At 52.9% G+C, this 26,772-nt stretch carries 27 protein-coding genes; 11 read left to right on the forward strand and 16 right to left on the reverse strand.

From position 1 onward, the window contains the following. The first annotated feature begins 47 nt into the window (after positions 1-47). On the forward strand, positions 48-1,481 hold the full coding sequence (locus ABLU80_RS05140; protein ID WP_348849787.1) for an aldehyde dehydrogenase: 1,434 nt from the start codon (positions 48-50) through the stop codon (positions 1,479-1,481). A 15-nt stretch (positions 1,482-1,496) separates the two neighbouring features. Here ABLU80_RS05140 and ABLU80_RS05145 read toward each other — a convergent pair whose 3' ends face one another. Both ABLU80_RS05145 and ABLU80_RS05150 read right to left on the reverse strand, forming a co-directional pair. Next, positions 1,497-2,246: an alpha/beta hydrolase gene (locus tag ABLU80_RS05145; protein WP_348849788.1), complete on the reverse strand. Its 750-nt coding sequence runs from the start codon at positions 2,244-2,246 to the stop codon at positions 1,497-1,499. 75 nt (positions 2,247-2,321) lie between these two features. Then, on the reverse strand, positions 2,322-2,495 hold the full coding sequence (locus ABLU80_RS05150) for a GhoT/OrtT family toxin (RefSeq protein WP_015366412.1): 174 nt from the start codon (positions 2,493-2,495) through the stop codon (positions 2,322-2,324). Positions 2,496-2,685: 190 nt separating this feature from the next. Here ABLU80_RS05150 and yncL point away from each other — a divergent pair, with 190 nt between their 5' ends. After that, the gene (gene yncL, locus ABLU80_RS05155) at positions 2,686-2,778 is read left to right on the forward strand and encodes a stress response membrane protein YncL (protein WP_015705556.1); all 93 of its coding nucleotides are present in this window, start codon (positions 2,686-2,688) and stop codon (positions 2,776-2,778) included. A 52-nt stretch (positions 2,779-2,830) separates the two neighbouring features. Here yncL and ABLU80_RS05160 read toward each other — a convergent pair whose 3' ends face one another. Further along, positions 2,831-3,070 (reverse strand): hypothetical protein, encoded by a 240-nt coding sequence (locus ABLU80_RS05160; protein ID WP_042897265.1) that lies wholly within the window; start codon positions 3,068-3,070, stop codon positions 2,831-2,833. Between the two features lie 495 nt (positions 3,071-3,565). On the opposite strand from ABLU80_RS05160, the gene ABLU80_RS05165 reads away from it, so the two are divergent. Further along, a complete protein-coding gene (locus ABLU80_RS05165; protein ID WP_074167285.1) occupies positions 3,566-3,688 on the forward strand; it encodes a small membrane protein in 123 nt (40 codons plus the stop codon). Between the two features lie 239 nt (positions 3,689-3,927). Here ABLU80_RS05165 and patD read toward each other — a convergent pair whose 3' ends face one another. From patD to ABLU80_RS05195, 6 genes are all read right to left on the reverse strand, one after another. Beyond that, positions 3,928-5,352: an aminobutyraldehyde dehydrogenase gene (patD, locus tag ABLU80_RS05170; RefSeq protein WP_015366409.1), complete on the reverse strand. Its 1,425-nt coding sequence runs from the start codon at positions 5,350-5,352 to the stop codon at positions 3,928-3,930. 21 nt (positions 5,353-5,373) lie between these two features. Further along, positions 5,374-6,180, reverse strand: a complete 807-nt coding sequence (locus tag ABLU80_RS05175; RefSeq protein WP_348849789.1) for an ABC transporter permease — start codon at positions 6,178-6,180, stop codon at positions 5,374-5,376. Next, a complete protein-coding gene (locus ABLU80_RS05180; protein ID WP_015366407.1) occupies positions 6,170-7,099 on the reverse strand; it encodes an ABC transporter permease in 930 nt (309 codons plus the stop codon). The genes ABLU80_RS05175 and ABLU80_RS05180 overlap by 11 nt, the downstream gene beginning before the upstream one ends. 1 nt (position 7,100) lies before the next feature. Next, positions 7,101-8,114 (reverse strand): ABC transporter ATP-binding protein, encoded by a 1,014-nt coding sequence (locus ABLU80_RS05185; protein ID WP_042897256.1) that lies wholly within the window; start codon positions 8,112-8,114, stop codon positions 7,101-7,103. 17 nt (positions 8,115-8,131) lie between these two features. Continuing rightward, on the reverse strand, positions 8,132-9,277 hold the full coding sequence (ydcS, locus tag ABLU80_RS05190) for a putative ABC transporter substrate-binding protein YdcS (protein ID WP_015366405.1): 1,146 nt from the start codon (positions 9,275-9,277) through the stop codon (positions 8,132-8,134). A gap of 319 nt (positions 9,278-9,596) precedes the next feature. Beyond that, positions 9,597-11,009, reverse strand: coding sequence for a PLP-dependent aminotransferase family protein (locus ABLU80_RS05195; RefSeq protein WP_032705828.1), 1,413 nt, complete (start codon positions 11,007-11,009; stop codon positions 9,597-9,599). A gap of 250 nt (positions 11,010-11,259) precedes the next feature. On the opposite strand from ABLU80_RS05195, the gene ABLU80_RS05200 reads away from it, so the two are divergent. From ABLU80_RS05200 to ABLU80_RS05220, 5 genes are all read left to right on the forward strand, one after another. Further along, positions 11,260-11,709, forward strand: a complete 450-nt coding sequence (locus ABLU80_RS05200; protein ID WP_157195314.1) for a hypothetical protein — start codon at positions 11,260-11,262, stop codon at positions 11,707-11,709. A 753-nt stretch (positions 11,710-12,462) separates the two neighbouring features. Then, entirely contained in the window at positions 12,463-13,860 is a 1,398-nt protein-coding gene (locus ABLU80_RS05205; protein WP_110915909.1) for a cytochrome ubiquinol oxidase subunit I, read from the forward strand. Further along, the gene (gene cydB / locus ABLU80_RS05210; protein WP_015705563.1) at positions 13,860-14,870 is read left to right on the forward strand and encodes a cytochrome d ubiquinol oxidase subunit II; all 1,011 of its coding nucleotides are present in this window, start codon (positions 13,860-13,862) and stop codon (positions 14,868-14,870) included. The genes ABLU80_RS05205 and cydB overlap by 1 nt, the downstream gene beginning before the upstream one ends. Further along, positions 14,870-14,995 carry a DUF2474 domain-containing protein gene (locus tag ABLU80_RS05215; RefSeq protein ID WP_015705564.1) on the forward strand — a complete coding sequence of 42 codons (126 nt, stop codon included), beginning with the start codon at positions 14,870-14,872 and terminating at the stop codon, positions 14,993-14,995. The genes cydB and ABLU80_RS05215 overlap by 1 nt, the downstream gene beginning before the upstream one ends. 158 nt (positions 14,996-15,153) lie before the next feature. Next, positions 15,154-15,390 (forward strand): DUF2554 family protein, encoded by a 237-nt coding sequence (locus ABLU80_RS05220; protein ID WP_087876966.1) that lies wholly within the window; start codon positions 15,154-15,156, stop codon positions 15,388-15,390. A 9-nt stretch (positions 15,391-15,399) separates the two neighbouring features. Here ABLU80_RS05220 and ABLU80_RS05225 read toward each other — a convergent pair whose 3' ends face one another. Continuing rightward, complete coding sequence (locus ABLU80_RS05225; RefSeq protein ID WP_015366399.1) at positions 15,400-17,361, reverse strand: U32 family peptidase; 1,962 nt, start codon at positions 17,359-17,361, stop codon at positions 15,400-15,402. 232 nt (positions 17,362-17,593) lie between these two features. Continuing rightward, positions 17,594-18,139: an XRE family transcriptional regulator gene (locus ABLU80_RS05230; protein WP_045414130.1), complete on the reverse strand. Its 546-nt coding sequence runs from the start codon at positions 18,137-18,139 to the stop codon at positions 17,594-17,596. Positions 18,140-18,227: 88 nt separating this feature from the next. On the opposite strand from ABLU80_RS05230, the gene ABLU80_RS05235 reads away from it, so the two are divergent. Next, positions 18,228-19,400, forward strand: coding sequence for a benzoate/H(+) symporter BenE family transporter (locus ABLU80_RS05235; RefSeq protein WP_348849790.1), 1,173 nt, complete (start codon positions 18,228-18,230; stop codon positions 19,398-19,400). On the opposite strand, the gene ABLU80_RS05240 is transcribed toward ABLU80_RS05235, so the two are convergent. Then, a complete protein-coding gene (locus ABLU80_RS05240) occupies positions 19,377-20,246 on the reverse strand; it encodes an AraC family transcriptional regulator (protein ID WP_032711739.1) in 870 nt (289 codons plus the stop codon). The genes ABLU80_RS05235 and ABLU80_RS05240 overlap by 24 nt on opposite strands. 183 nt (positions 20,247-20,429) lie before the next feature. Between ABLU80_RS05240 and ABLU80_RS05245 the strand changes: the two genes are divergently transcribed. Beyond that, a complete protein-coding gene (locus ABLU80_RS05245; protein WP_015366394.1) occupies positions 20,430-21,326 on the forward strand; it encodes an EamA family transporter in 897 nt (298 codons plus the stop codon). Between the two features lie 45 nt (positions 21,327-21,371). Here the strand turns inward: ABLU80_RS05245 and ABLU80_RS05250 are convergent, their stop codons facing one another. Next, entirely contained in the window at positions 21,372-22,040 is a 669-nt protein-coding gene (locus ABLU80_RS05250; protein ID WP_032708181.1) for a DUF3313 domain-containing protein, read from the reverse strand. 135 nt (positions 22,041-22,175) lie between these two features. After that, positions 22,176-23,768, reverse strand: a complete 1,593-nt coding sequence (locus tag ABLU80_RS05255; protein WP_348849791.1) for an ABC transporter substrate-binding protein — start codon at positions 23,766-23,768, stop codon at positions 22,176-22,178. 112 nt (positions 23,769-23,880) lie between these two features. On the opposite strand from ABLU80_RS05255, the gene pepT reads away from it, so the two are divergent. Further along, positions 23,881-25,110 carry a peptidase T gene (gene pepT / locus ABLU80_RS05260; RefSeq protein ID WP_015705572.1) on the forward strand — a complete coding sequence of 410 codons (1,230 nt, stop codon included), beginning with the start codon at positions 23,881-23,883 and terminating at the stop codon, positions 25,108-25,110. On the opposite strand, the gene tehB is transcribed toward pepT, so the two are convergent. Then, complete coding sequence (gene tehB / locus ABLU80_RS05265) at positions 25,107-25,703, reverse strand: tellurite resistance methyltransferase TehB (RefSeq protein WP_348849792.1); 597 nt, start codon at positions 25,701-25,703, stop codon at positions 25,107-25,109. The genes pepT and tehB overlap by 4 nt on opposite strands. 2 nt (positions 25,704-25,705) lie before the next feature. Then, positions 25,706-26,704: a dicarboxylate transporter/tellurite-resistance protein TehA gene (gene tehA / locus ABLU80_RS05270; RefSeq protein WP_047054815.1), complete on the reverse strand. Its 999-nt coding sequence runs from the start codon at positions 26,702-26,704 to the stop codon at positions 25,706-25,708. Positions 26,705-26,772 lie beyond the last annotated feature (68 nt).

Consider the following 26,772-nt stretch of genomic DNA (forward strand, 5'->3'; position numbering starts at 1 on the left):
GGTATGGCGGTAGACTCGACACTCCGCAGACCAATGAGGTTACGCTAATGACTATAACCTGCAGCTTATATAGCGGCGGCCGCTGGCACGATGCCGAAGGCCGCGCCACTTTTATCCGTCGCCATCCGCAAAATAACGAGACAGCCTCTATCGCCGCAGCGGCAAGCCTCAATGACGCCCGTCGCTGTGCAGATAGGGCCGCCGCCGCATTCCCTTCATGGCGGGACAGCACCCCATCCGAGCGTCGCCGGCTGTTGCTGGAAGCCGCCGCGCAAATGCAGCTTAGAGAGGCGAAATTTATTGCTACCATGGCGGCGGAGACCGGCGCGACGGCGCACTGGGCCGGATTTAACGTGCATCTGGCGGCAGATATCTTACGCGAAGCTGCAGCGCTAACCACCCAAGTAGAAGGACAAGTGATTCCCTCCGATGTGCCGGGTAATCTGGCAATGGGCTTGCGTCAGGGCGCAGGCATCGTATTGGCGATGGCGCCGTGGAACGCACCGCTGATTCTGGCCACCAGAGCCATCGCCACGCCGCTTGCGTGCGGCAATACGGTGATTCTCAAGGGCTCGGAACTCTCGCCCGCGACGCATAGCTTAATCATCGATGCCCTCGCCGCGGCGGGCTTTCCCGACGGCGTGGTGAATTATCTCACCTGCTCGCCAGCCGACGCGCCTGCGCTAGTGGAAACGCTGATTGCTCACCCCGCCGTACGACGCGTGAATTTTACCGGGTCGACCCCCGTTGGGCGCATTATTGCGCGCACTTGTGGAGAATATCTTAAACCGGCAATACTTGAGCTGGGTGGCAAAGCGCCTCTACTGGTACTGGATGATGCCGATCTTCAGCAGGCGGCGGCGGGCGCGATTTTTGGCGCTTTCGCTAACGCCGGACAGATTTGTATGTCCACCGAACGCATAATTGTCGATGAGAGCATCGCGGATGAGTTCGTCGCATTAATCAGCCAACGCGCCGCCGCGCTGCCTTCTACGCTTCTCGGCCCGGTGGTCGAGATGAAAACGGTACAACGCTGCAACGCGTTGATTGATGATGCACTGAACAAGGGAGCTCGTTTGCTCTGCGGTGGAAAGGCGGAATCAACGCAAATGCGCGCCACCCTGCTGGATGGCGTGACGCGTGAGATGCGAATATGGCACGAAGAATCTTTTGGCCCGGTCAAATCGGTGATTAGGGTCAACGGCGAGGAAGAGGCTCTGGCCGTCGCTAACGAGAGCGAATACGGCCTGGCGGCAGCGGTTTATAGTCGCGATACCGCTCGCGCCTGGAATGTGGCGCAGAACCTGCAAACCGGTATTTGCCATATTAACGGCCCTACCGTACATGATGAAGCACAGATGCCTTTCGGCGGCTGTAAATCGTCCGGCTATGGCCGCTTCGGCGGACGCGCCGGGATCGCTGAATTCACCGAACTTCGCTGGATAACCATGCAAACTCGCCCGCGCGAATTACCGTTCTGATTTACCGCGATGCATTCAGAGCAACCCGGCAATCACGCGCGCCAGCGCGGCCGGGTTTTCCCATGCCATCGAATGCCCCGCCTGTGGTATGACAGCCAATGCGATACCCGCAGTTTCGACGTCTTCCGCTTCCTGTGAGGGTAGCGATAAACTACCGTAGATAAGCGTCTTGCGGCATTGCAGGTGAATAAAACGCTCAAACCACGAGGGAGAAGCACCTACTACCAGGCTGGTAGCTCCCCGCCATAACGCCCACGGTGCGCTATTTTGTAGGCAACCTTTCCATGGGGACGTTTCTTCCGCCAGCATCGACTGATAGCCGTTGGCGATAAAATCATCTTCCGTCTGCCCGGCGATTTTACAGCTATAGAATCCCCCACCGGCATAGAGATTGGGCTCGGCGACAATTAAGGCCTCAACGCGTTTGCCCAGCCGCTGCGCTGCCTCAATAGCCACACTGCCCCCCATACTATGGCCGAAGAGAATGCAGCGGTTGACCTGCAATTTGTTCAGCAACTCCACAACGACCGCAGCCTGGTCAGCAATTCGGTAGCCAAACTGAAGCGGTTTATCGCTGTAACCATAGCCTGGAAGATCAATTAGTAAGGCCCGGCGCCTATTCAATATAGGGTTAGAAACCACTGGCGGGTAATCGTATGAAGAGGCGCAACCTAACCCATGAATGAACACAATAGGGTCCCCCTGGCCTTGGAAATCAAACCAACGGACCGTTGCACCGGCTAAATGCGAATAGAAGCTGTTCATCAGATGGCATCCTTATTATTTTTAACTGTATTTATATACAGCTATCAAGACAATTAGGCCAGCCATTTCTGTTGTTCAGAATAGAGAAACCAGCAGCGCCATAGGGAAGCTGAATGGCCAGGTGGCACCAATCAGCAACGCAGCCAGCAGGCGAATACAACGGCTTTCCTTAGTTAAAAACCAGCTTATCAACGCGCAGATACAGCCCATTACGGCATAAAAAACCAGCATTTTCTGGTATAAAGTCATTTTTTTCCTTCCCTGTCAGACGCCGCGCAATGCGCGCCATCTCCCGCACCACTTAGGACGTCAGAGATCAATACCTCACAAAACAAACCGCTGCAAAGACCATGGAATAACGATCGATTCAGTGTTGTCCGATAGCGCAACTCTATGCGACCGACTATAAATGTAGGGGCTTACTCATAAAGGTGGCGTTATGGATGTTTCCAGCAAAACCGTAATTCTGATTAATGTCGGCGCAGCGCTTGCGCTTATTAGCCTGTTATCCGTTCGTTTTGGTTGGCTTTAGTAATTTTTTCAGCAACTAAACCTAAAAAAGCAGCTTCAATGGCTGCTTTTTTTTATGATTTTATTGTCGCGCGTTCCCCAGCATCTTGTTGCTGAAGCACCGCGATAATCTCATGATTTTCAGGGTTATATTGCGGTAAGAAATTTAGCTTTTCGCTATCCCATTCAACCATTGCGCAAACGCCCACAGTTGCCCCCTGGCTTTCACAGCGACTAATACGCTGGGCAGGGAGATTACCGTAAAGCATTGCGCTTACGCCGATGAGTAACAAGAGATATGCTAGCTTTTTCAAACCAATTCAACTTCAGAATAACAAATTATGTAAAATTTTCTCATGAGCGCCCCAACAAAGTCAAATCACATACACACCCGTCACCGCTACTGCTACGATCCATGCCGTGAATTTAACATTATCGCTACAATTATTGTCTTCCGGTATAGAAAGCATCGAGTGCTATCCGCCCTATGACCTCTTGCCAGCGGAAGGATATTTATATTATTGGCAATAACAAAATGATCTGACACTCCTCGTACGGTGTTATAGATAATTGGCTACAATGGACTTAAGGGGTGAGAATTTTCTTAAATTGGCTTGTGCAGATAATCAACAAACAACTTCCCCAACCATATAGGTAATGCGGATTCGACATTTTCATTTGTTAATTTGTGCTATTTATTCGATTAAGTGATAGAAATTATTATTTGCAAATTCACGGTTTTCCGCATAGGTTCATGACTATTCGTTATAACGTATTTGCTTTTTCTCTTACTTATTTTGAGGTTGCTTATGTCAGGAATAGCAGCGCTATTAATAGCATTAATTTTATTGGTTGTAGCTATCTACAGCCTTCTCTCTTATATTCGTGAGCGCCGCCATTCGGGTTTGCCTTCTAAAAAAGACAAACGTTAATTGTAGCATCGATATAAAAGGCGATTCGCAAAAAAATCCCCGCATTAATCTGCAGGGATCTCATAATGATTAAGAACAGACTCTTAATGGTTTACACCCCATCCGGCGCTTATCTCCGGCACTCACAATGGCTTAGCTCTTGAAGGGGTATAAGAATACTCTCATATTACCCCTTATCTGTTTTAACATTTGTTGCTATTGCAACTATTAGCCTGATAATTCTGCCGGTACGTTAATGTTTAATGTTTCACCATCACATGCCTAACCACCGTGTAATCCTCCAGGCCGTACATCGACATATCTTTGCCGTATCCAGACAACTTCTGCCCACCGTGCGGCATTTCGCTAACCAGCATGAAATGGGTGTTTACCCAGGTGCAACCGTACTGTAAGCGCGCGCTCAGACGATGAGCGCGACCCACATCCTGCGTCCATACCGAGGAGGCCAGACCATACTGCGAATCATTAGCCCAGGTTAACACTTGTTCCTCATCGCTAAACGACGTCACGCTGACTACCGGGCCAAAAACTTCACGTTGTACGATAGCATCCTGCTGCCGGGCGCCAGCCAACAGCGTGGGCTGGAAATAGTAACCATTCCCTGCAGCGCGACTGCCGCCGGTGACCACTTTAATATGCGGTAAAGCGCGTGCGGCGTTGACCGCTGCTGTCACCCGCTCCAGATGCGCAAGAGAACTCACCGGCCCCAGCTCCGTAGACGGATCGTCCGGTTGCCCCATTTTCAGGCTGGCCACGGCAGCGCCTAATTTTTCAACCAGCCGATCGTAGACGCCTTGCTGCGCATAGATACGACAGGCGGCAGTACAGTCCTGGCCGGCGTTATAAAAACCGAAGGTGCGAATGCCTTCAACGACGGCATCAATATCGGCATCATCAAAAACGATAACCGGCGCTTTACCACCCAGCTCCATATGGGTACGTTTAATCGAAGAAGCCGTATGACCAATGATATGGGCGCCGGTGGCGATCGAGCCGGTCAGGGAAACCATGCGTACTTTACTGTGGCCGGTGAGCGGATCGCCAACGGTTGGACCACGGCCAAAAAGCACGTTAATGACCCCGGCCGGGAAAATATCTTTTGCGAGCTCCGCCAGCTTCAATGCCGTAAGCGGAGTGATTTCCGAAGGTTTAATGACCACGCAGTTACCAGCCGCCAGCGCGGGCGCCAGCTTCCAGGCCGCCATCATCAACGGATAGTTCCACGGTGCAATCGAGGCCACTACGCCGACTGGATCGCGGCGGATCATCGAAGTATGCCCCTCCAGATACTCTCCTGCCGCCATTCCCGGCAGACAACGCGCGGCGCCGGCGAAGAAGCGAAACACATCGGCAATCGCCGGCATTTCGTCATTGATAACACAATGCAGCGGCTTACCGCAGTTTAAGGACTCCAGTTTCGCCAGCGTTTCTGCATGTTCGGTAATAACGTCAGCCATTTTCAGTAAACATTCGGCGCGAGTTTTCGGCGTTGTCTGGCTCCAGCTGACAAACGCACGATCTGCAGCATTGACGGCGGCATCGACCTGCGCCTCGGTCGCCTCCGCAATCTCAATAATCGCTTCACCGTTGGCAGGATTGAATACCGGCAGTACTTCGCCCTCACCCGCCACTAATTTACCGTTTATCAAAAGGTTATGTTGCATAGCATGATCCTGTAAAGTGTATTATTTTCCGCTTTCGGCGTTATACTCGCCGTCACGGGTTAGCCACCAGGCCCCCAGGATGGGTACAGTCGTCACTAGCATCACCAACAGCGCGACCACGTTGGTGACCGGCACATCGCGCGGACGCCCCAGCTGATTTAACAACCACAGCGGGAGCGTCCGTTCGTGTCCGGCAGTAAAGGTAGTGACGATAATTTCATCAAAGGAAAGAGCGAAGGCCAGCATGCCGCCCGCCAGCAGCGCCGAACCCAGATTGGGCAGCACCACGTAACGGAAGGTTTGCCAGCCTGTTGCCCCAAGATCCATTGATGCTTCCACCAGACTCCATGATGTCCGGCGAAATCGGGCAATGACGTTGTTAAACACCACCACCACGCAGAAGGTCGCATGACCCACTACGATAGTGAGCAACCCTGGCTCAAGATTGACGGCTTTGAATGCCGTCAATAGCGCCAGACCGGTAATAATGCCGGGAAGCGCAATCGGCAACAGCAACAGCAGCGACACGGCATTCTTACCAAAAAACGTGCTCCGCCACAGCGCCCCGGCGGCGAGCGTACCTAACACCAGCGCAATTGCCGTGGATAAGGCGGCGACTTTAAGTGACAACGTCACCGATTCAATGATATCGGCACGAGCTGCCGCCTCGCTGAACCAGCGTAAAGTCAGCCCCTTCGGCGGGAAGCTAAAAGCGGCATCCTCTGTGTTAAAGGCATACAGGGCGATAATCAGCAGTGGAAAATGGAGAAATATCACTCCCCCCCAGGTGGCGATTTTGAGAAACAACGGTGCGTGTTCAGAGTGCATCAAACGCTCCCAGGCGCTTAACAAACGCCAGATAGAGTGCAATAAGAACAATCGGCACCAACGTGAACGCCGCTGCCATCGGCATATTGCCAATCGCGCCCTGCTGCGAATAGACCATGTTGCCGATAAAGAAACCGGGCGGTCCCACCAGTTGCGGGACAATAAAATCGCCAAGGGTGAGGGAAAAGGTAAAAATAGACCCCGCCGCGATGCCCGGTATGGCTAAAGGCAATACCACGTAGCGGAAGGTTTGTTGCGGGCGGGCGCCTAAATCGGCGGAGGCCTGCAACAGCGATGGCGGCAGACGTTCCAGCGCCGCCTGCACCGGCAGGATCATGAACGGTAGCCAGATATAGACAAATACCATGAATCGCCCGAGCCCGGAGGTCGACAAGGTATTGCCGCCGACCGCCGGGATGGTCAATACCATATTTAACACGCTCTCCAGGCCAAGATGGCCGAGAAACCATTGCGCCACGCCGTCTTTCGCGAGCAATAGCGTCCAGGCGTAGGCCTTGACGATATAACTTGCCCACATCGGTAACATTACCGCGATATAAAAGAAAGCTTTCATCTTGCCGCGGGTATAACGCGCCATATACCAGGCCATCGGCAATGCCAGGATTGCGCTGGCCATAGTCACGCAGATGGCCATCACCAGGGTACGGATAATGATGTCGTAGTTGGCGGGATTGAACAGCGCCTTTAGGTTAGCGAGCGTCAAATCCGTGGTGACCGACATCGTAAAGTCATCAAAGGTATAGAAGCTTTGCCATAACAGCGTCAGGAGCGATCCCAGATAGACGATGCCAAACCACATCAACGGCCCCAGCAGCAGTAAAAACAGGCCCAATGAGGGTTTTCGCCAGAACAGTCCTGACACTCGCCCGGTCGTCGGTTGCACAAGCGCCATCGTCATCTCAGCCTCCGTTTTCCAGGGAAACCATCGCCGAACGCGACCAGCCGGCTGATACCTGTTGCCCCAACTGCGGTGTGCCAACCGCCGCCCCGCCATCGACGTTGGCCTGGCTGACTAACAGCTTATCGCCCGCAGCGAGTTTCAGTTCAATACGCGTAGACGCGCCCTGAAACTGTACCGCCTGGACGGTCCCCTGTACCTGGATATCACCGCCGCTATTCAGGCGGATATGTTCCGGGCGCAACGACCAGGCGCCGGACAAGCCACATAGCCTCTGAGAAATTTCAGAGGTAAAAACGTTCGCGGTGCCGACGAATCCGGCGACAAAGGCGGTTTTAGGACGTAAATAGAGATCGTGCGGCGAGTCGACCTGTTCAATGCGACCATTATTAAACACCGCCACGCGATCGGACATCGATAGCGCTTCACCCTGATCGTGGGTAACAAAAATGAAAGTGATACCCAGCGATTGCTGAAGTTTTTTTAACTCCACCTGCATCTGTTCACGTAGTTTTAAATCCAACGCTCCCAACGGTTCATCTAAGAGCAGCACCCGCGGTTGATTAACCAACGCGCGGGCAATGGCGACCCGCTGCCGCTGGCCGCCGGAAAGCTGTGAAGGTTTACGCGCGTGAACAAAGCCAAGCGCTACTTTCTCTAATGCTTGCTGGGCGCGAAGATGGCGTTCTTTTTTGCCCACCCCTTTCACCATCAGCCCGTAGGCGACATTGTCGATAATCGACATATGAGGGAATAGCGCGTAATCCTGAAAAACCGTGTTCACGTCGCGCTGCCATGGCGGTAATTCGCTGGCAGGCTGGCCAAAAATACGAATCGAACCGCCGGATAGCTGTTCGAAGCCTGCGATTAAGCGCAGGCAGGTAGTTTTGCCGGAGCCGGACGGCCCCAGCATAGAGAAAAATTCACCATCGCGAATGGCGATGCTCACGCCATCCACCGCGCGCACGTCACCGTACAGACGCGAAACGTCATTAAACTCTACCGCGTACGTCATGTTCAGTCTCCAGGCGCTTAGCGGCCACCCATAATCGCGATATAGTCCTGAGTCCAACGGCTATAAGGGACATATTTGCCGCCTTGGGCAATTGGCGTTTTCCAGAACGCAATCTTGTCGAATTGGTTGTAGCCGTTAGTTTCGCAGCCTTTGTCTCCCAGTAGCGTGCTCGCCTTACAGCCCTGCGGCACGACTGGCAGCGATCCAAACCAGGCGGCGACATCGCCCTGTACTTTCGGCGTCAGCGACCAGTTCATCCACTTATAAGCGCATACCGGATGCTTCGCCTCACTATGTAACATCGTGGTATCAGACCAGCCGGTCACGCCTTCTTTCGGGAAGACGGTAGCAACGGGCTGCCCTTCACCTTTAAGGCCATTGGCCTGATATGGCCAGGAGCCGGAAGCAACCACCCCTTCGTTTTTGAAGTCGCTCATCTGAACGGTCGCATCGTGCCAGTAGCGGTGAACCAGCGGATGCTGATCCTGCAGAACCTTTAACACCGCCTGATACTGTGTTTCAGTGAGTTCATAGGGATCGTTAATTCCTAACTGCGGCTGCGTTGCTTTGACAAAGAGCGCCGCGTCGGCGATATAAATCGGTCCATCATAGGCCTGAACCCGCCCCTGGTTACTTTTTCCGTCCGGTAAATCCTGTTTGACGAAAACCACTTTCCAGCTATCCGGCGGCGTCGGGAAGGTTTTGGTGTTGTACATCAGCAGGTTCGGCCCCCACTGATAGGGCGTGCCGTACACTTTATCGCCGACGTTAAACCACGCGCCTTTAGCAACTCGCGGGTCAAGCGTTTTCCAGTTGGGGATCAGCGCGGTATTAATCGCCTGTACACGCTTGCCCATAATCAGGCGCAACGAGGCGTCGCCGGATGCGGTGACCAGATCGTAGCCGCCCTTCGCCATCAAACTGACCATTTCATCGGAGGTGGCGGCAGTTTTCACATTAACCTGGCAGCCGCTCTCTTTTTCGAATTGACTTACCCAGTCATAATTCTTATCCGTCTGGCCGCGTTCGATATAACCCGGCCAGGCAATAATATCGAGCCGACCTTCACCTTTATCCAGCGATGTCGGCGGTTCTGCGGCTTGCGCAGTAACAAAAACCATACTCAGCACGCACAGGCTGCCACGGGCAAATTTTTTGCTCATTTGAACTTACTCCTGTCAGAATAAAGGTAGCGGCAGCCGTGCCGTAAAAATATCTCCTTTAATAAGGGTAGACGGCGGCCTGCGGGGCTCTGGGGAAATTTACTCAGGTTGTGACCCGGGGCGCATTCCGCAAAAATCGCCGCCACGATTCGATAATATGGATTATAGACAAGGAGTTATGGCAAAGGGTTGAGTATGCATATTCCCTATGACAGCCCGGCGTTAACGGGTATTTAACCCTGATTAATGTATACGAGAATGCCGGAAATTAATTGCCGGGAAAAATAAACCGGCAATTAAAAAAACAGCGATGAATAAACTAAGGCAAAAGTTGACGTATAAGTTCGCCGAGCCGTTTGACTCCCTGCTCCTCTTTTTCTCCCCAGCCCCATGCGGTATTAAAACGGAAGAATGAGGTCCAGTTAGCGGTGGTAGAAAACATTTTACCCGGCGCAATACTGATGTTATCCCGTAACGCCAGAGCACTGAGTTCGCCAGCATCGACGCCGGCGGGCAACTCAAGCCACAGGAAATAACCGCTGTCGCTATGGTGAATTTTGACCTCGGCGGGTAAAAAACGCAGTAGCGCTTGCCAGGCCAGCTGTTTTCGCTCGGCAAGCTGACGCCGCAACCGGCGTAAATGTGCGTCGTAGCGTTTGGTAGACAGATAATCCACCAGCGCCAGTTGCATCGGCGAACTGGTCGATAGCGTACTCATCAGCTGCAGTTGCTGAATACGGCGGGCATGTCGGCCAGCGGCGACCCAGCCGATACGAAAACCTGGAACCAGGCATTTGGAAAATGAGCTGCAGTGCAGCGTCATCTCATCACGATCCCAGTACTTTGCGGGTAGCGGTTTTTCCCGTCCAAAGTACAACTCACTGTAAACGTCATCTTCAATCAGCATCACGTTATAGCGCGTCAATAGCGCCACCAGTTGCGCTTTTTTTTCTGCCGTCAGCGTAAATCCGAGCGGGTTCTGGCTATTGGTCATTAGCCAACAGGCTTTAACCGGATAATTTTGTAATGCCTGTTCCAACGCGGCCAGATCGATCCCCTCTTTCACATCGCTGGCCACCGATAGCGCCTTAAGCCGCAATCGTTCGAGTGCCTGCAGCGCACCGTAAAAGCACGGATTTTCTACGACGACCCAGTCGCCGGGCTCAGTCACCGCCTGCAGGCTGAGGTTCAACGCCTCCAACGCCCCGGCGGTGATGACGATCTCATCCGGCGACACGTTCATTCCCTGCAACGCATAACGCCGGGCAATCGCATGACGAAGCTCATCGTTACCAGGCGGCAGGTTCTCGATCACGCTCATGGCGGTGGCGGTTTTACTCACCTGCGCCAAAGAACGGTTTAGCTGCTGTAGAGGAAACAGCCGCGGGTCGGGAAAGGCGGAAGCAAAAGGCAGCATCGACGCCTGACGGCTGGCCTGCAGGACGTCGAAAATATAGGTGTTGATATCAACGGATTCATTACGCGTCACCTGCGCCGGGGGATCCGGTTGGCGCTGCTTCACCGGCTGCGGCGCAACGTAATAACCCGATTGCGGACGAGCGATAATTCGTCCCTGGCTTTCCAGTAACTGGTAGGCATGGCTGACGGTCATAAAACTCATTCCGCTGCTGACAACCTGTTCGCGTAAGGAGGGCAGCCGATCGCCGGGTTGCCAAACGCCGAGGGCGATCTGGTCGGTTAATTGTTGCGCAAGCTGCTGGTACTTTTTCATCGCAAGGTCCAAAAAGTGACGTTGCGCCCTATGATATATCAGCTGTTAAAAAGTGGCATGTTTTTATAACTGATATAAATCATTGCTGTAAGTTTCATCTCCTTAGCAAGTCCATTAACGGACTTTTTATCGCAGGTGGGCGTAATTCTGAAAGTGCAATAGTTGTCAGCAATTTATCTTTTCAAATAATTTGAACAGGTTATTATTCTATTTAGAATATCTTCAACTTCCATAAGAATACATTCATACAGTGAACAAATTATTTCTCGCATCGACACTTTTATTATGTTGCGCCGCGCAAGCCAGTACAGCTGGCGCGCCGATACTGGGCAATACTCCTGCGAATGCCCATCAGCTTTGTGGTAAAACGATTGAAGTCCAGATTAAATACCTGCCCGATGGAAGGCAAATTATTGGGCTAATGAATAGTAAAAGCGGAGATCTCGATCTTTTTCAATCCACTACCCCGCAATCGCCACAAGGGCAGTATTTGAAATTTGTGCCAATAAAATACGATCAACTGTCTAAAAATTTTATTGTGCAAAATGATGACGCTATCGATATACTTTGGGGCCGTACGGAAAATGAAAAAAAAGAGATCTCTTATACACTGTCTCTGGGTAGCCACGTCTATCCATGTGGGGTAATTCAACAATGGCCAAATGAAAAAGCTAATATGCTTTATGGTGAAAATAGTTAACCCCTACGCAGGGTTGTTATCAATTGGGTATATCGACTATGATTCTCCACCCTAAATTTTCCTGGGTTGAGATCATATAAACATTCCCACACTCATAGGCCTGATGCGCCAGGCCTGCAGCATTCAAAGAGCGTGCAAATGCCTGTCGCCGCTATATTTATCAGCAACGTCAATGTCTGCTTGCGAGGGATATCCATGGTTTAATTATATTTCCTGAAACCTGACCTTACTACTGGTTCCATATGCCTTTGTTAAACATGTAAATTCATTTAGCTCACCATTAAATATACGCCATAAGACAGAGCAGCCCAAAAAACCATCATCAACATAATTACAATTAATAAACTCCGTAGAGCATTTCTTGTCAAAATGCGCCCCCTTCTCATTACCAGTCATATAAAAATTTAATTAAATAAAAATAACAATAAACAGTTTCAATGCATCGCGACATAAAAGCGATGAAAAACACAGCAAGATATAAACTAGCAGAAGCAATGACAAAAAACATCAGCACATTAAGGAAAATCGCACAAAAAAACTTAAAAATAATAAGAAAGAACTAAGAGACATAAAATAACGCCCGCAAATTTATCATTTTTAATAATGCAAAATAATAAAGTATAAATTCAACACATAAATAAAAAAGAATAACAGTGAGTAACTGTTATCATAAAAAACATCATTTCTGCCTCTGCTTTCACCATCTCCCTCCCCCTAAAATTGCGTTGAATCAATTTTTTTGTGGAGTCCAGCATGTTCGGTCTTGATGCATTTCATCTGGCGCGGATCCAATTCGCCTTTACCGTCTCATTTCATATCATCTTTCCCGCGATCACCATCGGTCTTGCCAGCTACCTGGCGGTGCTTGAGGGATTATGGTTAAAAACAAAAAATCCAGTCTGGCGCTCGCTATACCATTTCTGGTCGAAAATCTTTGCCGTCAACTTTGGTATGGGTGTCGTCTCCGGACTGGTGATGGCCTACCAGTTCGGAACCAACTGGAGCGGTTTCTCACAATTCGCCGGCAGTATTACCGGCCCGCTACTGACCTATGAAGTCCTCACCGCCTTCTTCCTTGAGGCCGGTTTCCTTGGCGTGATGTTATTTGGCTGGAACCGCGTCGGCCCCGGCCTGCATTTTTTCGCCACCTGCATGGTGGCGCTGGGCACTATCATTTCAACATTCTGGATCCTTGCCTCAAACAGCTGGATGCAAACGCCACAAGGGTTCGAAATCGTTAACGGTCAGGTCGTACCCGTTGACTGGTTCGCCGTTATCTTTAACCCCTCCTTCCCATACCGCTTATTCCACATGTCCGTCGCGGCGTTTCTTAGCAGTGCGTTGTTCGTGGGCGCATCCGCCGCATGGCATTTGCTTCGTGGCAATCAAACCCCAGCCATCCGTGCGATGTTCTCTATGGCGCTATGGATGACGCTGCTTGTCGCCCCCATTCAGGCATTAATCGGCGATATGCATGGGCTAAACACCCTGAAACATCAACCGGCGAAAATTGCCGCCATCGAAGGCCACTGGGAAAATCCGCCGGGCGAACCGACGCCGCTGCTGCTCTTTGGCTGGCCGGATATGCAACAAGAACGTACCCGCTATGGGCTGGAGATCCCTGCCCTCGGCAGCCTAATCCTGACTCACAGCCTCGATAAACAGGTACCGGCGCTGAAGGAGTTCGCTCCGGAAGATCGCCCCAACTCAACCGTTGTGTTCTGGTCATTTCGTCTGATGGCCGGTCTGGGAATGTTAATGATTCTGCTCGGCGTCATTGCCCTATGGCTGCGCTATCGGCAGCGTCTGTATACCTCAAAACCTTTCCTGCGCTTCGCGTTATGGATGGGACCTTCTGGCCTGATTGCGATTCTTGCTGGATGGGTGACCACCGAAGTCGGACGCCAGCCATGGGTCGTTTACGGTATACAGCGCACCTCCGAGGCCGTATCAGCTCACGGTGATCTGCATATGACCATTAGCCTGCTGGCATTTATTGCCGTCTACAGCTCGGTATTCGGCGTTGGCTATAGCTATATGCTGCGCCTGATCCGCAAAGGCCCGCAAGAGCAGACGCCTGTGCCATCAGGTACGCCGGCGCGTCCGCTTTCTGCCGCGACGGATGGTTTTCAGCACAAGGAGTCCCGCTAATGGGTATTGATTTATCGGTTATTTGGTTTGTTATCATCGTGTTTGCCACCCTGATGTATATCGTCATGGACGGTTTCGACTTAGGGATCGGCATTCTGTTTGCCGCCGTACGCGGCGGCGATGAGCGCGACGTGATGGTCAACAGCGTCGCCCCGGTATGGGATGGCAATGAAACCTGGCTGGTGCTTGGCGGCGCTGGTCTCTTCGGCGCCTTTCCGCTGGCCTATGCGGTGATTATCGACGCGCTGTCGGTACCCTTAACCCTGATGCTGATTGGCCTAATTTTTCGCGGTGTGGCCTTCGAGTTTCGCTTCAAAGCGACCCCTTCGCACCGTCCTTTCTGGGATAAAGCTTTTCTGGGCGGATCGCTACTGGCGACATTCACCCAGGGCATGGTCGTCGGCGCGGTCATTCATGGTTTTCCGGTCAGCGGTCGCAGCTTTAGCGGTGGAATGTGGGATTGGCTGACGCCATTTACCCTATTCTGCGGTTTCGGCCTCACCGTTGCATACGCGTTACTGGGCGCTAGTTGGCTGGTAATGAAGAGCGAGAATCCGCTGCAGAATATCATGCGCAGAATTTCACGCCTTCTGCTGCTGGCCTTACTGATGATAATAGCCGTGATTAGCCTATGGACGCCGCTCTCCCAGCCGGCGATCGCCGAGCGCTGGTTTAGTCTGCCGAATCTGTTTTACCTGCTGCCGGTGCCGCTATTGGTTATCGCCATCAGCGTCTGGTTATGGCGCACGCTTGGGCAACGAGATGCTCACACCCTGCCGTTCGTGTTGACGCTGGGGCTCGTCTTCCTTGGGTTTAGCGGACTTGGGATCAGCATTTGGCCGAATATTATTCCGCCAGGGATTTCGTTATGGCAGGCCGCGGCGCCGCCGCAAAGTCAGGGCTTTATGCTGGTTGGCGCGTTACTGATTATTCCCGTCATTCTTGGGTATACCTTCTGGAGCTACTACGTTTTCCGCGGCAAAGTTCAAACTGGCGAGGGATATCACTGATGGAGCATTCATGGATAAAACGTCTGCTATGGCTGGCAGCCATATGGGGCGCTAGCGTGCTGGCGCTGGGCGCCGTCAGTATGATTTTCCGCCTGCTGATGAACGCCGCCGGGCTTCGTGCCTGATATAACACATCTCCAGCCTGGCGCTCATCGCGTCAGGCTTTTTTCATCTTCTTCAGCCACGCCTGACAAAGCCTTGCGCTTCTTTGATAACGCCATAAAAAAACTAATATTAAATCAATCATATTAATCCCGCGTTATCTATTGATATGGAAAATGATATGTGGCGGAGAGGAATAGCGGCAGTGGTGCTGATGTGCGGATTATTCTCCGGGCATCTGCTCGCCCAGCGTCAGGGGCATGATTATTTCCCGGTGCAAAGCCTCGAACAGCGATTACTGCACGAGGCTGATTGCGATGAACTACGCAGCCGGGCTGAGGACACCGCCAGCTCGCTGCGCGAACATTATCACCGGCAGTACGCGCGCAAAGCAAAGGCGCATAACTGCCCGCCGTGAGAATGGTTCTTACGCGCCCTTACGCTTGGGCAGCGTTTTCATCAGTTCGTCAGGACTGACGGAGGCGACGATGCTGCCCGGATGGGGCATTTTGAGAATATGATTTTTGATTTTACCCACCACGTGCATTTCGCACGGACGGCAATCAAATTTCAGGGTTAACACTTCGTCACCGTGAATCAGCTGCATCGGCGTCGCCTTCCAGCTCTTTATCGAACCTTTGGCCTGCTTCGGACACAGGTTGAAGGCGAATCGCAGGCAATGCTTGGTGATCATCACCGGCACGTCGCCTTTCTCTTCATGAGCTTCATACGCCGCATCGATCAGCTGAACGCCATAGCGCTGGTAGAAAGCGCGCGCTTTGTGGTTATAAACGTTCGCCAGGAACGACAGATGCGTTTCCGGATACACCGGCGGTGGTACGGAGACCGGTTTACGCGTTCCGCGCTGCCAGGCATCGAGGCGCGCCTGATCGAGCATCTCTGCGGTTTCACGGCGCAGTTGGTTAAGCATACTGTTCGGAACAAACAGCGCCGGCAGATTAATCTGCACATCACGCGGGTAGTAAATGGTCTGGCCGAGCTTCGCCACGCCATCACGTAAATTGGCCAGCGCTTTTTCCGCCTGGGTCGCTTCGGCGAATTCGCCATCCAGTGTATGCGTGACGCTGACGCCGTCTTCGCAGGTCATGGTCAGCACCAGCTGTTCCTGCCAGCCGCTCAGCGCGATATCAACCGCAATGCGGCGCTCGCTGGAAGTTTTCAGTAGCGCCTGCTGCCAGTTATGGTCGAGGTTACGATTAAGCGCCTCGTGCGGACGCACTTTATGCAGGTCTGCCGGCATTTCGTTTGGCCAGACGCGATAACGATTTTCCCCCGTTTTTTCCACCGTATTGGCGCGGAAGCCGACAACTTCACGTTTTATCATCACATTGAGGCCGTCGCCATTCGTCAATGCGTCGGTCACTTCAACATCGAGATAATCTTTTCCGACTTTTAATACTTCGCCTACCGGCAGGCCGATAAATTTCGGCGAATCAAACGCGCCGATATCGCCCTTACGCGCGTTAACAAAATAGTCGGTGCTGCCGCGATGGAACGTTTTATCGGTCGACGGCACGAAGAAGTGTTCTGTGCGCCCGGCGGAAGAACGCGCGAGATCGCCGCGGTCTTCAATAATACGATCCAGCATCTGACGATAGTGAGCGGTGATATTTTTCACATAACTCATATCTTTATAGCGCCCTTCAATCTTAAAGGAGCGCACGCCGGCGTCGATCAATGCCGCCAGGTTGGCGGTCTGATCGTTATCTTTCATCGACAACAGATGTTTTTCATAGGCCACAACGCGCCCCTGATCGTCTTTCAGGGTGTAAGGCAGGCGGCAAGCCTGAGAGCAGTCGCCGCGGTTGGCGCTACGTCCGGTTTGCGCGTGAGAAATATAGCACTGACCGGAATAGGCTACGCATAAGGCGCCGTGAATAAAGAACTCGATAGTCGCGTCGGTATTATCGTAGATCGCTTTAATTTGATCGAGGTTGAGTTCGCGGGCCAGAACAATCTGGCTGAAGCCCGCATCAGAGAGAAACTTCGCTTTCTCAACGCTGCGGATATCGCACTGGGTGCTCGCATGCAGCTCAATCGGCGGCAAATCCAGCTCCATTATCCCCATATCCTGCACGATCAATGCATCAACGCCGGTCTCGTACAGATCGGTAATCAGACGTTGCGCCGGTTCCAGTTCATCATCATGAAGAATGGTATTCAGCGTCACAAACACCTTAGCGCCAAAGCGATGCGCAAACGGCACCAGGTTGGCGATATCGCTCAGGCTATTGCTGGCATTATGGCGCGCGCCGAAGCCCGGCCCGCCGATATAGACCGCGTCGGCGCCGTGTAAAATCGCTTCACGGGCGATCCCGGCATCGCGGGCAGGACTAAGAAGTTCAAGATGATGGTTTTGCAGGCGCATACGCTCGTCGTTATCCGTTATAGGGGTCGAAATGGCGGCTATTGTAGTCAGAACTGGGCGTAGACGAAAACATTTTCCGCCGCGCCCGCACAGCGAATTTGCAGAAATCGGCAAAGCATTGAAGAAAAAGCTATTTCTCATGAAAACCCGGCAAGGTTACAGTGGCTGCGTATTCCGGATTTTCCTCGTCACGTTGTGAATTTTAGTCTCAGTCATCTTGATTGGCCGCGGATTAGTCCGCGGCTTTTTCTTTTGGATAATGAATCAGTGAATGAAAGTGCGCCGTCTGCGCGCCGCTATTGCGGTAAGCATGCGTCAGGTCGCCGGCAAAGCGCCGCCCTTCTCCCGCCTGCAATGAATGCCACTGCCCCTGCAGACATAAATCCAGCGTACCGCTAATGACCACGACATGTTCAATGACGCCGGTCTCATGCGGCGTCGATTCGCTCAGCGCGCCGGGGGCGAGGGTAATTGAAAAATGGTCAAAACGTAGCTCAGGATCCCAGGGAAAAATCGGCGTCACTACCATCGCCTGCTGCTGCGGGTCGAAGGCGGCGGGCGCAGCCGTCTCATCGGCAACGATGAACGTCGAAAACGCCACATTGAGGCCGGTGGCTATCTTCCACAACGTCGCGACCGTTGGACTGGATTCATTACGTTCAATTTGCCCGAGCATCGCTTTCGATACCCCGGTTTCTTCCGCCAGCCGCGACAAACTCCAGCCGCGCTGCTGACGCAGGCTTTTCAGCGTCGTTGCCAGATGTTGCGCAATATTCATGGATGGCTCCTCATCATTTTCTTGATATTACCAGTTGTACGCTATAACGCACAATGCTACCTTCGTCGTATGTTATAACGCACAAGAGGTGTTCATGCGCTCCTTTACCCTTCCCATCCCCACGCTGCTCGCGGGATTTGTCGCCGTGCTGGTAGGCTATGCCAGTTCTGCCGCCATTATCTGGCAAGCGGCCGCCGCCGCTGGCGCCGACGCCGGGCAAATAGCCGGCTGGATGACCGCCCTTGGCCTGGCGATGGGCGTCAGCACGCTGGTATTAACGCTATGGCGTAAAGTCCCCCTCCTCACCGCATGGTCAACTCCAGGCGCGGCTTTACTGGTCAGTGGATTACAGGGAGCGACGCTAGCGCAGGCGGTGGGAATATTTGTTTTCGCCAACGCGCTGATCCTGCTATGCGGCGTGACGGGACTGTTTGCCCGCCTCATGAAGATCATTCCGCATTCGCTGGCGGCGGCAATGCTGGCGGGGATCCTGTTGCGTTTTGGTCTGCAGGCATTTGGCAGTTTGCAGGATAATCTCCCGCTATGCGGCGGGATGTTCGCCGCCTGGCTGTTATGCAAAGCGCTCTACCCACGTTTTGCGGTCGTTGCGGCGTTAGCGGCAGGCGGGATCATTGCCCTGCTAACCGGCGCGCTGTCGCCAGTGGCAAACGATATGGTTTTTGTTGCTCCGCAGTGGATTACGCCGCAGTTCACCCCTTCGCTACTGCTCAGCGTCGGTGTACCGTTTTTCCTTGTCACCATGGCGTCACAGAATGCGCCCGGCCTGGCGACCATTCAGGCATCAGGCTATCGGGTTCCGGTCTCGCCGCTAATCGTATTTACCGGCGCGCTGGCGTTGTTATTCTCACCATTTGGCGTCTATTCCGTGTGCATCGCCGCCATTACCGCCGCCATCTGCCAAAGTCCGGATGCGCATCCGGATGCGGATAAGCGCTGGCTCGCCGCAGCGGCGGCCGGTGTGTTTTATCTGTTGGCGGGGCTATTTGGCGGTTCGATAACCGCGCTTATGGCGGCGCTACCGCCGGTGTGGATCCAGATGCTGGCGGGGCTGGCATTGTTAGGAACCATTAGCGGCAGCCTCTATCAAGCGCTGGGGCAAGAAAACGAGCGCGATGCCGCAGTGGTAACCTTTTTAGTCACCGCCAGCGGCGTCTCTCTGGCAGGCGTCGGCTCGGCCTTTTGGGGGCTGGTCCTCGGCGGTATCAGCTATATGCTGTTAACCACGCTGCGCCGCACGTAGCTGGCTTGGCGTAAGACCCGTGGCGCTCTTAACCCGATGACTAAAGTGGCTGGCGGAGCTAAATCCGCAGGCCAGCGCTATCTCGGTCAACGGCTGTTGGGTGTGGCAAATCAGATTTTGCGCCTTGATCATCCGCCGCTGCATCACATACTGGTGCGGCGCCATATTCATTGACTGGCGGAACATCCGCGCAAAATGGTACTCGCTAAGCGACGCCTGTGCGGCAAGATCGGCAAGCGTAAGCGGCTGCTCGAGGTGCTCCTCAATCCACGCCAACAGATTACGCAAAAGATGCGGCGCCAGGCCACCGGTAACCGTCGGCAGGCGCCACTGCACGTTCGAATAGTTTTGAATCAGATGTGTTAACAGCAACGTACTGGCGGAGCTTAATAGCAGTTGATTAGCCTGCTGGCGCCAGTCGTTATCAAGCAGAAACTGGCGATACACCGCGGTAATTTTGTCATCGCTGGCAAAGGTTTTTTCCTGCAAGGTGAAAGACGCCGGGCTGCGATCCCAAATTTGCTCGCCGACGCGACGCAGATGCTCATCGGTGCAATAGAGATGAACGAAAGAGAGATCGCCGCGAATATCCCAGGTGCTTTCATCGCCCTTTGGCATCAGACAAAAACGGTCCGGCCCGCCGCCATTCTTCCAGCCGTACGGTGTTTTTTGGTAGCTTTCGTAACCATCGGCGACATACAGGCTCAACGTGTGGTGGTCGCTGCGCACCGTGATCCGGTCAAGGTCGTTGTACCACGCGGCAAGCTGGATCCCGGAATTGAGTTCCACGGTCCCCCGCAGCACCGCATTTTGTTGTTGTAATGTTTCGAACGTCCCGTATGCCATAGCCTTCACATCGTTTTTAATCCGCAGACCTTTAGTCTATGAATTGTCATCACCGCTTACCAGCATTGACCATGAGCTTGTGAAAAATAAGCGCAAGATTTTGCAAGTCAGCAACAAAACGGTGACAGCGCTTTGCCTGGAAAAATCGCACACTTACGCCAGGCATTTTAAAGGAGAGACATTTTGAACGCATTACTCTACGGGCTGGTGGTGGTTATCTGGGGTACCACATGGATTGCAATCTTTTTACAACAAGGCCCCGTCGCCGCGCCGGTATCGATTTTCTGGCGTTTTGCCGTCGCCAGCGTCACCATGCTGACGATTTTGCTGATGACCCGCCGCCTGCGCCCGCTGGCGATGCGCGATCATCTCTTTTGCATGCTGCAAGGCTGCTGCGTCTTTTGCTTTAACTTCTGGTGTTTTTATACCGCCGCAGCGCATATCAATACCGGCCTTGAGTCGGTCATCTTTTCGATGGCGGTCTTATTTAACGCGATCAACAGTTTTATTTTCTTCCGCCAGCAGCCGCCGGGGCGCTTTTGGCTGGCAGCGGCGCTGGGGCTCGCAGGAATTGTCACCCTCTTCTGGGACGATCTCCTCGCCAATGGTCTGAACGCGTCGCTGCTGTGGGGAATCGGCCTGAGCGCCCTGGGAACGTACGGTTTTTCATTGGGCAACATGCTGAGTATTCGCCACCAACGCCGCGGGCTTGAGACATTGACCACCAATAGCTGGGCCATGTTTTACGGCACCCTGGTCATGGGCGCGATCGCGCTGCTGCGCGGCGATAACTTTACGCCGCAGTGGACCTGGAGTTATATGGGCGCCCTGCTGTATCTGGCGTTGTTCGGTTCGGTGATCGCGTTCGGCGCTTATTTCACTCTGGTAGGCCGTATCGGGGCCAGCAAAGCGGCCTATAGCACGCTGCTTTTCCCACTGGTGGCGTTAACTATCTCCACCTTCTACGAAGGTTACGTCTGGCATAGCAATGCGGTGATAGGTCTGGCGTTAATACTGGTAGGAAATCTGGTGATGTTCGCCCGCCCCGAACAGCTGTTTATGCGCCGCCGGCTGGCTTAATAATAAGCCCGTCAGGCAACTCGCAAGACGGGCTTAACGCATCAATTACTTCTGCGACGGATCGAATTTCACCGCATCGATCGCCATATCATCAATCACCTGCTTCAACGTATCAGCGGTCAGCGGCGTGCTCTCATTAGACAGCGTTTTACCTTCGCCCTTACGCACAACCTTAATAACCGGCTTATTGGTCTTCGCGTCGATCAGTTCGCCTTCGAAGTAGAGATTCGTGTCCATCGTGCGATGGCCGGTTGCCGCCTGGGTACCCGCGACAATCATCGCCACCGGGATCACTTCATAGAACTGCAGCCCTTCTTTGCTGGTATCAACACCGGTGATTGCGCCGCGGAAAATCAGGCTGCGCGGGCCGGCCGTGGTCGCCAACGGCTTACGTTCGCTGATGGCCTGTTTCATCTGCTTGTTGGTGTAATTAAGGATGTCCTGCAGCGCTTTCTCCCCTACCTGGGTCGTTGGTTTCGGCACCGGGTAGTAGGTGATTGGACGGTAGACGACGTTGTCATAGTTGCTCGGATTGTAGTCCGGGGAGATCCAGCGCAGTTCTGGTTTGCCGGAAGCCGAAGTGGTCTCTTTTAACTTAGAATAATCTTTTAAAAACCCGGAGTACTGCTCCGGTTGCGCCAGTTTGGATGCACAACCAGTTAATGCCAGTAGCCCGGCCAGAGCGGCTACTTTAAATAACATTTTTGTACGCATGGATAATCCCTGTAAATGCAGTTTGTCGGCAAGGTTTATAACAAAATTTCACGCTTAGTTTTGTGACAAAAATGGTGGTCCGTCAACTCCTTGCAAAAAATAAATCCGCCAATGCGGCGGATTTATTTACGATGCTTATTTTACGTCCACCTGATAAAAAATATGCTTCCCAAATGGGTCGATTTCATACCCGGTCACCGATTTACTCACCGGTTCAAAAATAGTTGAGTGCGCAATCATCACGGCCGGCATTTGATCGTGCATCATCTGCTGCGCCTGTTTATACAAAACTTCTCGTTGCGGCCGGTCGGTGATGGTTTTAGCTTCGGCGATAATTTTATCAAACGGCGCATAGCACCATTTGGCCGAATTAGAACCGCCGTTGGCCGACTGGCAGGTAAATAATGGGCCAAAGAAGTTATCCGGGTCGCCGGTCGCGGTAGTCCAGCCCATCAACGCCGCCTGATGCTCGCCGTCTTTCACCCGCTTAAGGTATTCGCCCCATTCATAGGTGGTTATTTTGGTCTGCACGCCGATTTTAGCCCAATCAGCCTGGATCATTTCCGCCATCCGTTTCGCATTTGGATTATAGGGGCGTTGAACCGGCATCGCCCACAGGTCGATGGTGATGGGACTCTTCACACCGGATTCGCGCAGCAGCGCTTTTGCTTTTTCCAGGTCCCAGCTGTAGTCCTGCAGATCGGCATCGGCACTCCAGACCCCGGGCGGCAGCAGGTTTTTCGCTACCGTACCGGTACCGTGGAACACCGCATCGATAATTGCCGGTTTGTTGATCGCCATCGCCAACGCCTGGCGCACCTTCACATTATCCAGCGGCGCTTTCTGCGTGTTGAAGGCGAGGAAACCGGTATTAAGCCCGGCTTTGCTCATCAGATTGATCTGCGGGTTCTTTTTCATCCGCGGTAAATCGGCGGGATTGGGGAATGGCATGACCTGACACTCATTTTTCTCGAGCTTAGCGTAACGCACCGAGGCATCAGGCGTGATACTGAATACTAAACGATCGATTTTCGCTTTTCCCTGCCAGTAATCAGGAAATGCGGTAAACAAAATCCGCGAATCTTTTTGGTATTGCGCCAGCTTGAAAGGCCCGGTGCCGATGGGATCCATATCGACGCGCTGCGGGGTTCCGGCTTTCAGCATTGCATCGGCATATTCCGCAGAGAGGATTGAAGCAAAATACCAGCCGAGGTCAGCGACAAAAGGCGCCTCGGGGTGCGCGAGGGTAAAACGCACCGTATATTCATCCGGTTTATCAATTGCGGTAATTAACGAACCAAACTCCAGGCTTTCAAAATTGGAGTAGTTGCCATTAGAGACATTATGATAGGGGTTATTCGGATCTTTTTGCCGCATAAACGAAAAAATAACGTCATCAGCATTAAAATCACGGGTCGGTTTAAAATATTTATTACTTTGGAATTTAACGCCTTTGCGTAAGTGAAAAGTATAAACTTTACCGTCTTCGCTCACCTCCCAGCTTTCCGCCAGGCTGGGCTGCAATTCCGTGGTGCCAACTTTAAAGTCCACCAGCCGGTTATATATCGGTACCGCGCTGGCATCGACGCTGGTCCCGGAAGTATAAAGCTGCGGATTAAAGTTTTCCGGCGAGCCTTCAGAGCAATAAACCAGTGTTTTCGCATTCACGGCAGAACTCACCGCTAATGCCGCTATCGTCAGAGCTATTGAAGTAGATGTGCGTTGCATGCGTTTCCCTTTTCATTTTTTGACTAATGAATAGCTTTTTGTTTTATTGCCCATAGATAACACTAAAGCCAGATTGCAAACACCCGAAATAATAAATTAAGAAGGAATCACTATGGCCTCGCCCTTAACCAGACAATTAACCCAGCGCTTCTTTCGCTATCTGGCTATCACCAGCCAAAGCGATCCACGAGCAACCACGTTACCCACAACGCCCGGACAACATCAGATGGCGCAGGCGTTAGCCGACGAGCTACGTCAGTTTGGCCTTGACGATATCGTTGTCGACGAGCATGCGACCGTGACGGCGGTTAAAAAAGGCACCGTCCCCGGTGCGCCGCGGATCGGCTTTATCACGCATATTGATACCGTTGATGTCGGACTGTCGCCGGATATTCATCCACAAATCCTGCGATTTACTGGCGAAGATCTCTGCCTTAACCCGGAACAGCAAATCTGGCTGCGGGTTGACGAGCATCCGGAAATTCTGGCCTATCGTGATGAAGAGATTATTTTCAGCGACGGCACCAGCGTACTGGGTGCCGATAACAAAGCAGCGGTGACCGTTGTTATGACGCTGCTGGAAAACCTGACCGCCGAACATAAGCATGGTGATATCGTCGTGGCGTTCGTCCCGGACGAAGAAGTTGGCCTTCGCGGGGCAAAAGCGCTGGATTTATCGCGTTTTGCCGTCGATTTTGCCTGGACCATCGACTGCTGCGAACTCGGCGAGATCGTTTATGAAAACTTTAACGCCGCCTCTGCGGAGATACGGTTTACCGGCGTAACCGCACACCCGATGTCCGCCAAAGGCGTATTGGTCAACCCGCTGTTAATGGCTACCGACTTCATGAGCTATTTCGACCGCCAGCAGACGCCGGAGCACACCGCCGGGCGCGAAGGCTACGTATGGTTTAACGGTATTCATGGCGATCAGAACAGCACAAGGTTGCAGGCCAACATTCGCGATTTCGATCTGGACAGCTTTAACCGCCGTAAACAACAGATTGGCGAAGCGGCAGAGAAAATCGCCGCCCAGTACCCTACTGCCAGGGTTGAATTCACTATCAGCGATACTTACAGCAATATCAGTAACGCCATTGGCGAAGACCGCCGGGCTATTGACCTGATGTTCACCGCGATGGAAAGCCTCGGTATAACGCCAAAACCCACGCCGATGCGCGGTGGTACCGACGGCGCAGCGCTCTCGGCAAAGGGTCTGCTGACGCCGAACTTCTTCACCGGCGCGCACAATTTCCATTCGAAATTCGAATTTTTGCCGCTGCGCGCCTTTGAGGCCTCCTATCTAACCGCCCTGCAACTCTGCCTGCTGGCGGCGGATTAAGCCGGTTTACGCGCCAGCATCGTGGCGAAGCGTAGCTTGATGCGGTTTCCGCTGGCGTCGGTGCGGTGCAGTTCGCCGACGTCTTCGTTGTACTTGAGGAACTGCCAGCCAGCATAATAGTCACGCAGTTCTTCAGGTTTGAAGGCGAACGGGAAGCCCACGGTACAAGGGTAATCTTCGGTATCCATTGCGGCAACAATCAGGTTATAGCCGCCAGGCTTAGTGCAGCGCTGCATGTTGCCGATAAGACCAGGGATGGTTTTGGCTTCCAGGAACATCATCACCACGGTAGAAAGAATAAAATCATACTCGCCATCAAAGCTCAGCGTATTCAGATCTTTTATCGCAGTCTGCAGGTTCTCCAGCCCTTCGGCCTGACGAATGTTCTCCAGATTATCGATACTCATGGGATTTTTATCCCACGCGGTGACGTTGTAACCTTTTGCCGCCAGATACAGACTGTTTCGTCCATTGCCGCAACCAAGGTCGAGCGTCTGTCCCGGCTGCATCTGGGAGGCGGCATACACCACTTCTGAGTGGGTGCGTGTCAGGCCATATTTTTCAGTAAAGTAGTTTTCGTCACGAGTCGTCATGATTAATCCTTGTTTGGCAATAAAGTGGCACGGTCTACGCGAATTAACAGTTTACCCCGCACCAGCAGAAGAAGGGTACGCAGCAGCAGCAGGCCGATAATCAGGTTACTAAAAATAAATAAGGGGATCGCCAGAGTATGGAAAAATCCGTGCGGCTGGCCGTGACCCAGATGCAGGCCGGTGGTCGCCAGTGCGGAAATCCCGAACGAGAAGCTCCAGAATGACGCATTAAACGGCTGCTGCAGATACCACGGCATCAGGCGCAGCATAAATAGCAACTGCAACAGCCCGTAACCAAATAGCATTTTGGCAAACGTATCGCCTTCGCCGCCATTAACGCTGAGCCACGCGCTACAGGCCACCAGCGCCGGCGCCAGCTGGATGCCCAGCGACGTCCGCAACGCCGCCGGTAGCTCGCCGTTGCTGCGCAGCCGCTGCAGGATAACCGGCTCCAGGCTGAGCCAGGAAAAGACGCCAGCGCCGAGAAACGCCAGTCCGGCATCATTAAATCCCAGCGCGCCGCAGGCCATGGCGCTGATAAAATTGTTGGCGACGGTCGGCAGATATAAACCGGGCGTCGTCGCCTCTCCCGGATGTTTACCCCGCCACAACCCGGCGCTCTGCCAGGCCGCATAGCAAAGCTGCAGCGTAACCCCCGCAGCAAATAACGCCAGCGACAACGGGCGATACCAGCCTGCAAAAGCGATCGACACCAATAGCGTTGTCGCCGGGATCAGGCTGACAAAACTGCTGGCCACCGGATGACGGATCTCCTGCCGCACGCTCCACGGGAAACGAATAGCCCGCGCAATAAACGCTATCATTAATAGCGCCCAGATAGTTGTCGCCAGCACCACCAGCGCATCGCCAATAATACTGCTCACCGGCCAGATGGTACTGGCATAACGCCAGGCGAAGCCCATGCCGATTATCCCCAGCACCATACCAAAATAGCCAGCCGGTAGATTCAGCACCTGGCCGCCCGTTACGTGTTTATTCATTTTATTTAAAGTTTCAATTTAATTTTAAGTTGCATTTTAAAGGAACCTTATAAAACGCGCTACGGAGA

The sequence above is a fragment of the Klebsiella sp. CN_Kp104 genome, from assembly GCF_040064515.1.
GTDB lineage: Bacteria > Pseudomonadota > Gammaproteobacteria > Enterobacterales > Enterobacteriaceae > Klebsiella > Klebsiella aerogenes.

Bases quoted from the DNA above. Each gene is read 5' to 3' on its own strand.
- ABLU80_RS05145 (WP_348849788.1), bottom strand. From the start codon at position 2,246: ATGAACAGCTTCTATTCGCATTTAGCCGGTGCAACGGTCCGTTGGTTT.
- tehB (WP_348849792.1), bottom strand. From the start codon at position 25,703: ATGACGACTCGTGACGAAAACTACTTTACTGAAAAATATGGCCTGACA.
- ABLU80_RS05175 (WP_348849789.1), bottom strand. From the start codon at position 6,180: ATGCACTCTGAACACGCACCGTTGTTTCTCAAAATCGCCACCTGGGGG.
- yncL (WP_015705556.1), top strand. From the start codon at position 2,686: ATGGATGTTTCCAGCAAAACCGTAATTCTGATTAATGTCGGCGCAGCG.
- ABLU80_RS05150 (WP_015366412.1), bottom strand. From the start codon at position 2,495: ATGACTTTATACCAGAAAATGCTGGTTTTTTATGCCGTAATGGGCTGT.
- patD (WP_015366409.1), bottom strand. From the start codon at position 5,352: ATGCAACATAACCTTTTGATAAACGGTAAATTAGTGGCGGGTGAGGGC.
- ABLU80_RS05230 (WP_045414130.1), bottom strand. From the start codon at position 18,139: ATGAATATTGCGCAACATCTGGCAACGACGCTGAAAAGCCTGCGTCAG.
- ydcS (WP_015366405.1), bottom strand. From the start codon at position 9,277: ATGAGCAAAAAATTTGCCCGTGGCAGCCTGTGCGTGCTGAGTATGGTT.
- ABLU80_RS05250 (WP_032708181.1), bottom strand. From the start codon at position 22,040: ATGCGTACAAAAATGTTATTTAAAGTAGCCGCTCTGGCCGGGCTACTG.
- ABLU80_RS05195 (WP_032705828.1), bottom strand. From the start codon at position 11,009: ATGAAAAAGTACCAGCAGCTTGCGCAACAATTAACCGACCAGATCGCC.
- ABLU80_RS05225 (WP_015366399.1), bottom strand. From the start codon at position 17,361: ATGCGCCTGCAAAACCATCATCTTGAACTTCTTAGTCCTGCCCGCGAT.
- tehA (WP_047054815.1), bottom strand. From the start codon at position 26,704: ATGAATAAACACGTAACGGGCGGCCAGGTGCTGAATCTACCGGCTGGC.
- cydB (WP_015705563.1), top strand. From the start codon at position 13,860: ATGGGTATTGATTTATCGGTTATTTGGTTTGTTATCATCGTGTTTGCC.
- ABLU80_RS05165 (WP_074167285.1), top strand. From the start codon at position 3,566: ATGTCAGGAATAGCAGCGCTATTAATAGCATTAATTTTATTGGTTGTA.
- pepT (WP_015705572.1), top strand. From the start codon at position 23,881: ATGGCCTCGCCCTTAACCAGACAATTAACCCAGCGCTTCTTTCGCTAT.
- ABLU80_RS05140 (WP_348849787.1), top strand. From the start codon at position 48: ATGACTATAACCTGCAGCTTATATAGCGGCGGCCGCTGGCACGATGCC.
- ABLU80_RS05215 (WP_015705564.1), top strand. From the start codon at position 14,870: ATGGAGCATTCATGGATAAAACGTCTGCTATGGCTGGCAGCCATATGG.
- ABLU80_RS05205 (WP_110915909.1), top strand. From the start codon at position 12,463: ATGTTCGGTCTTGATGCATTTCATCTGGCGCGGATCCAATTCGCCTTT.
- ABLU80_RS05180 (WP_015366407.1), bottom strand. From the start codon at position 7,099: ATGACGATGGCGCTTGTGCAACCGACGACCGGGCGAGTGTCAGGACTG.
- ABLU80_RS05220 (WP_087876966.1), top strand. From the start codon at position 15,154: ATGTGGCGGAGAGGAATAGCGGCAGTGGTGCTGATGTGCGGATTATTC.
- ABLU80_RS05240 (WP_032711739.1), bottom strand. From the start codon at position 20,246: ATGGCATACGGGACGTTCGAAACATTACAACAACAAAATGCGGTGCTG.
- ABLU80_RS05185 (WP_042897256.1), bottom strand. From the start codon at position 8,114: ATGACGTACGCGGTAGAGTTTAATGACGTTTCGCGTCTGTACGGTGAC.
- ABLU80_RS05255 (WP_348849791.1), bottom strand. From the start codon at position 23,768: ATGCAACGCACATCTACTTCAATAGCTCTGACGATAGCGGCATTAGCG.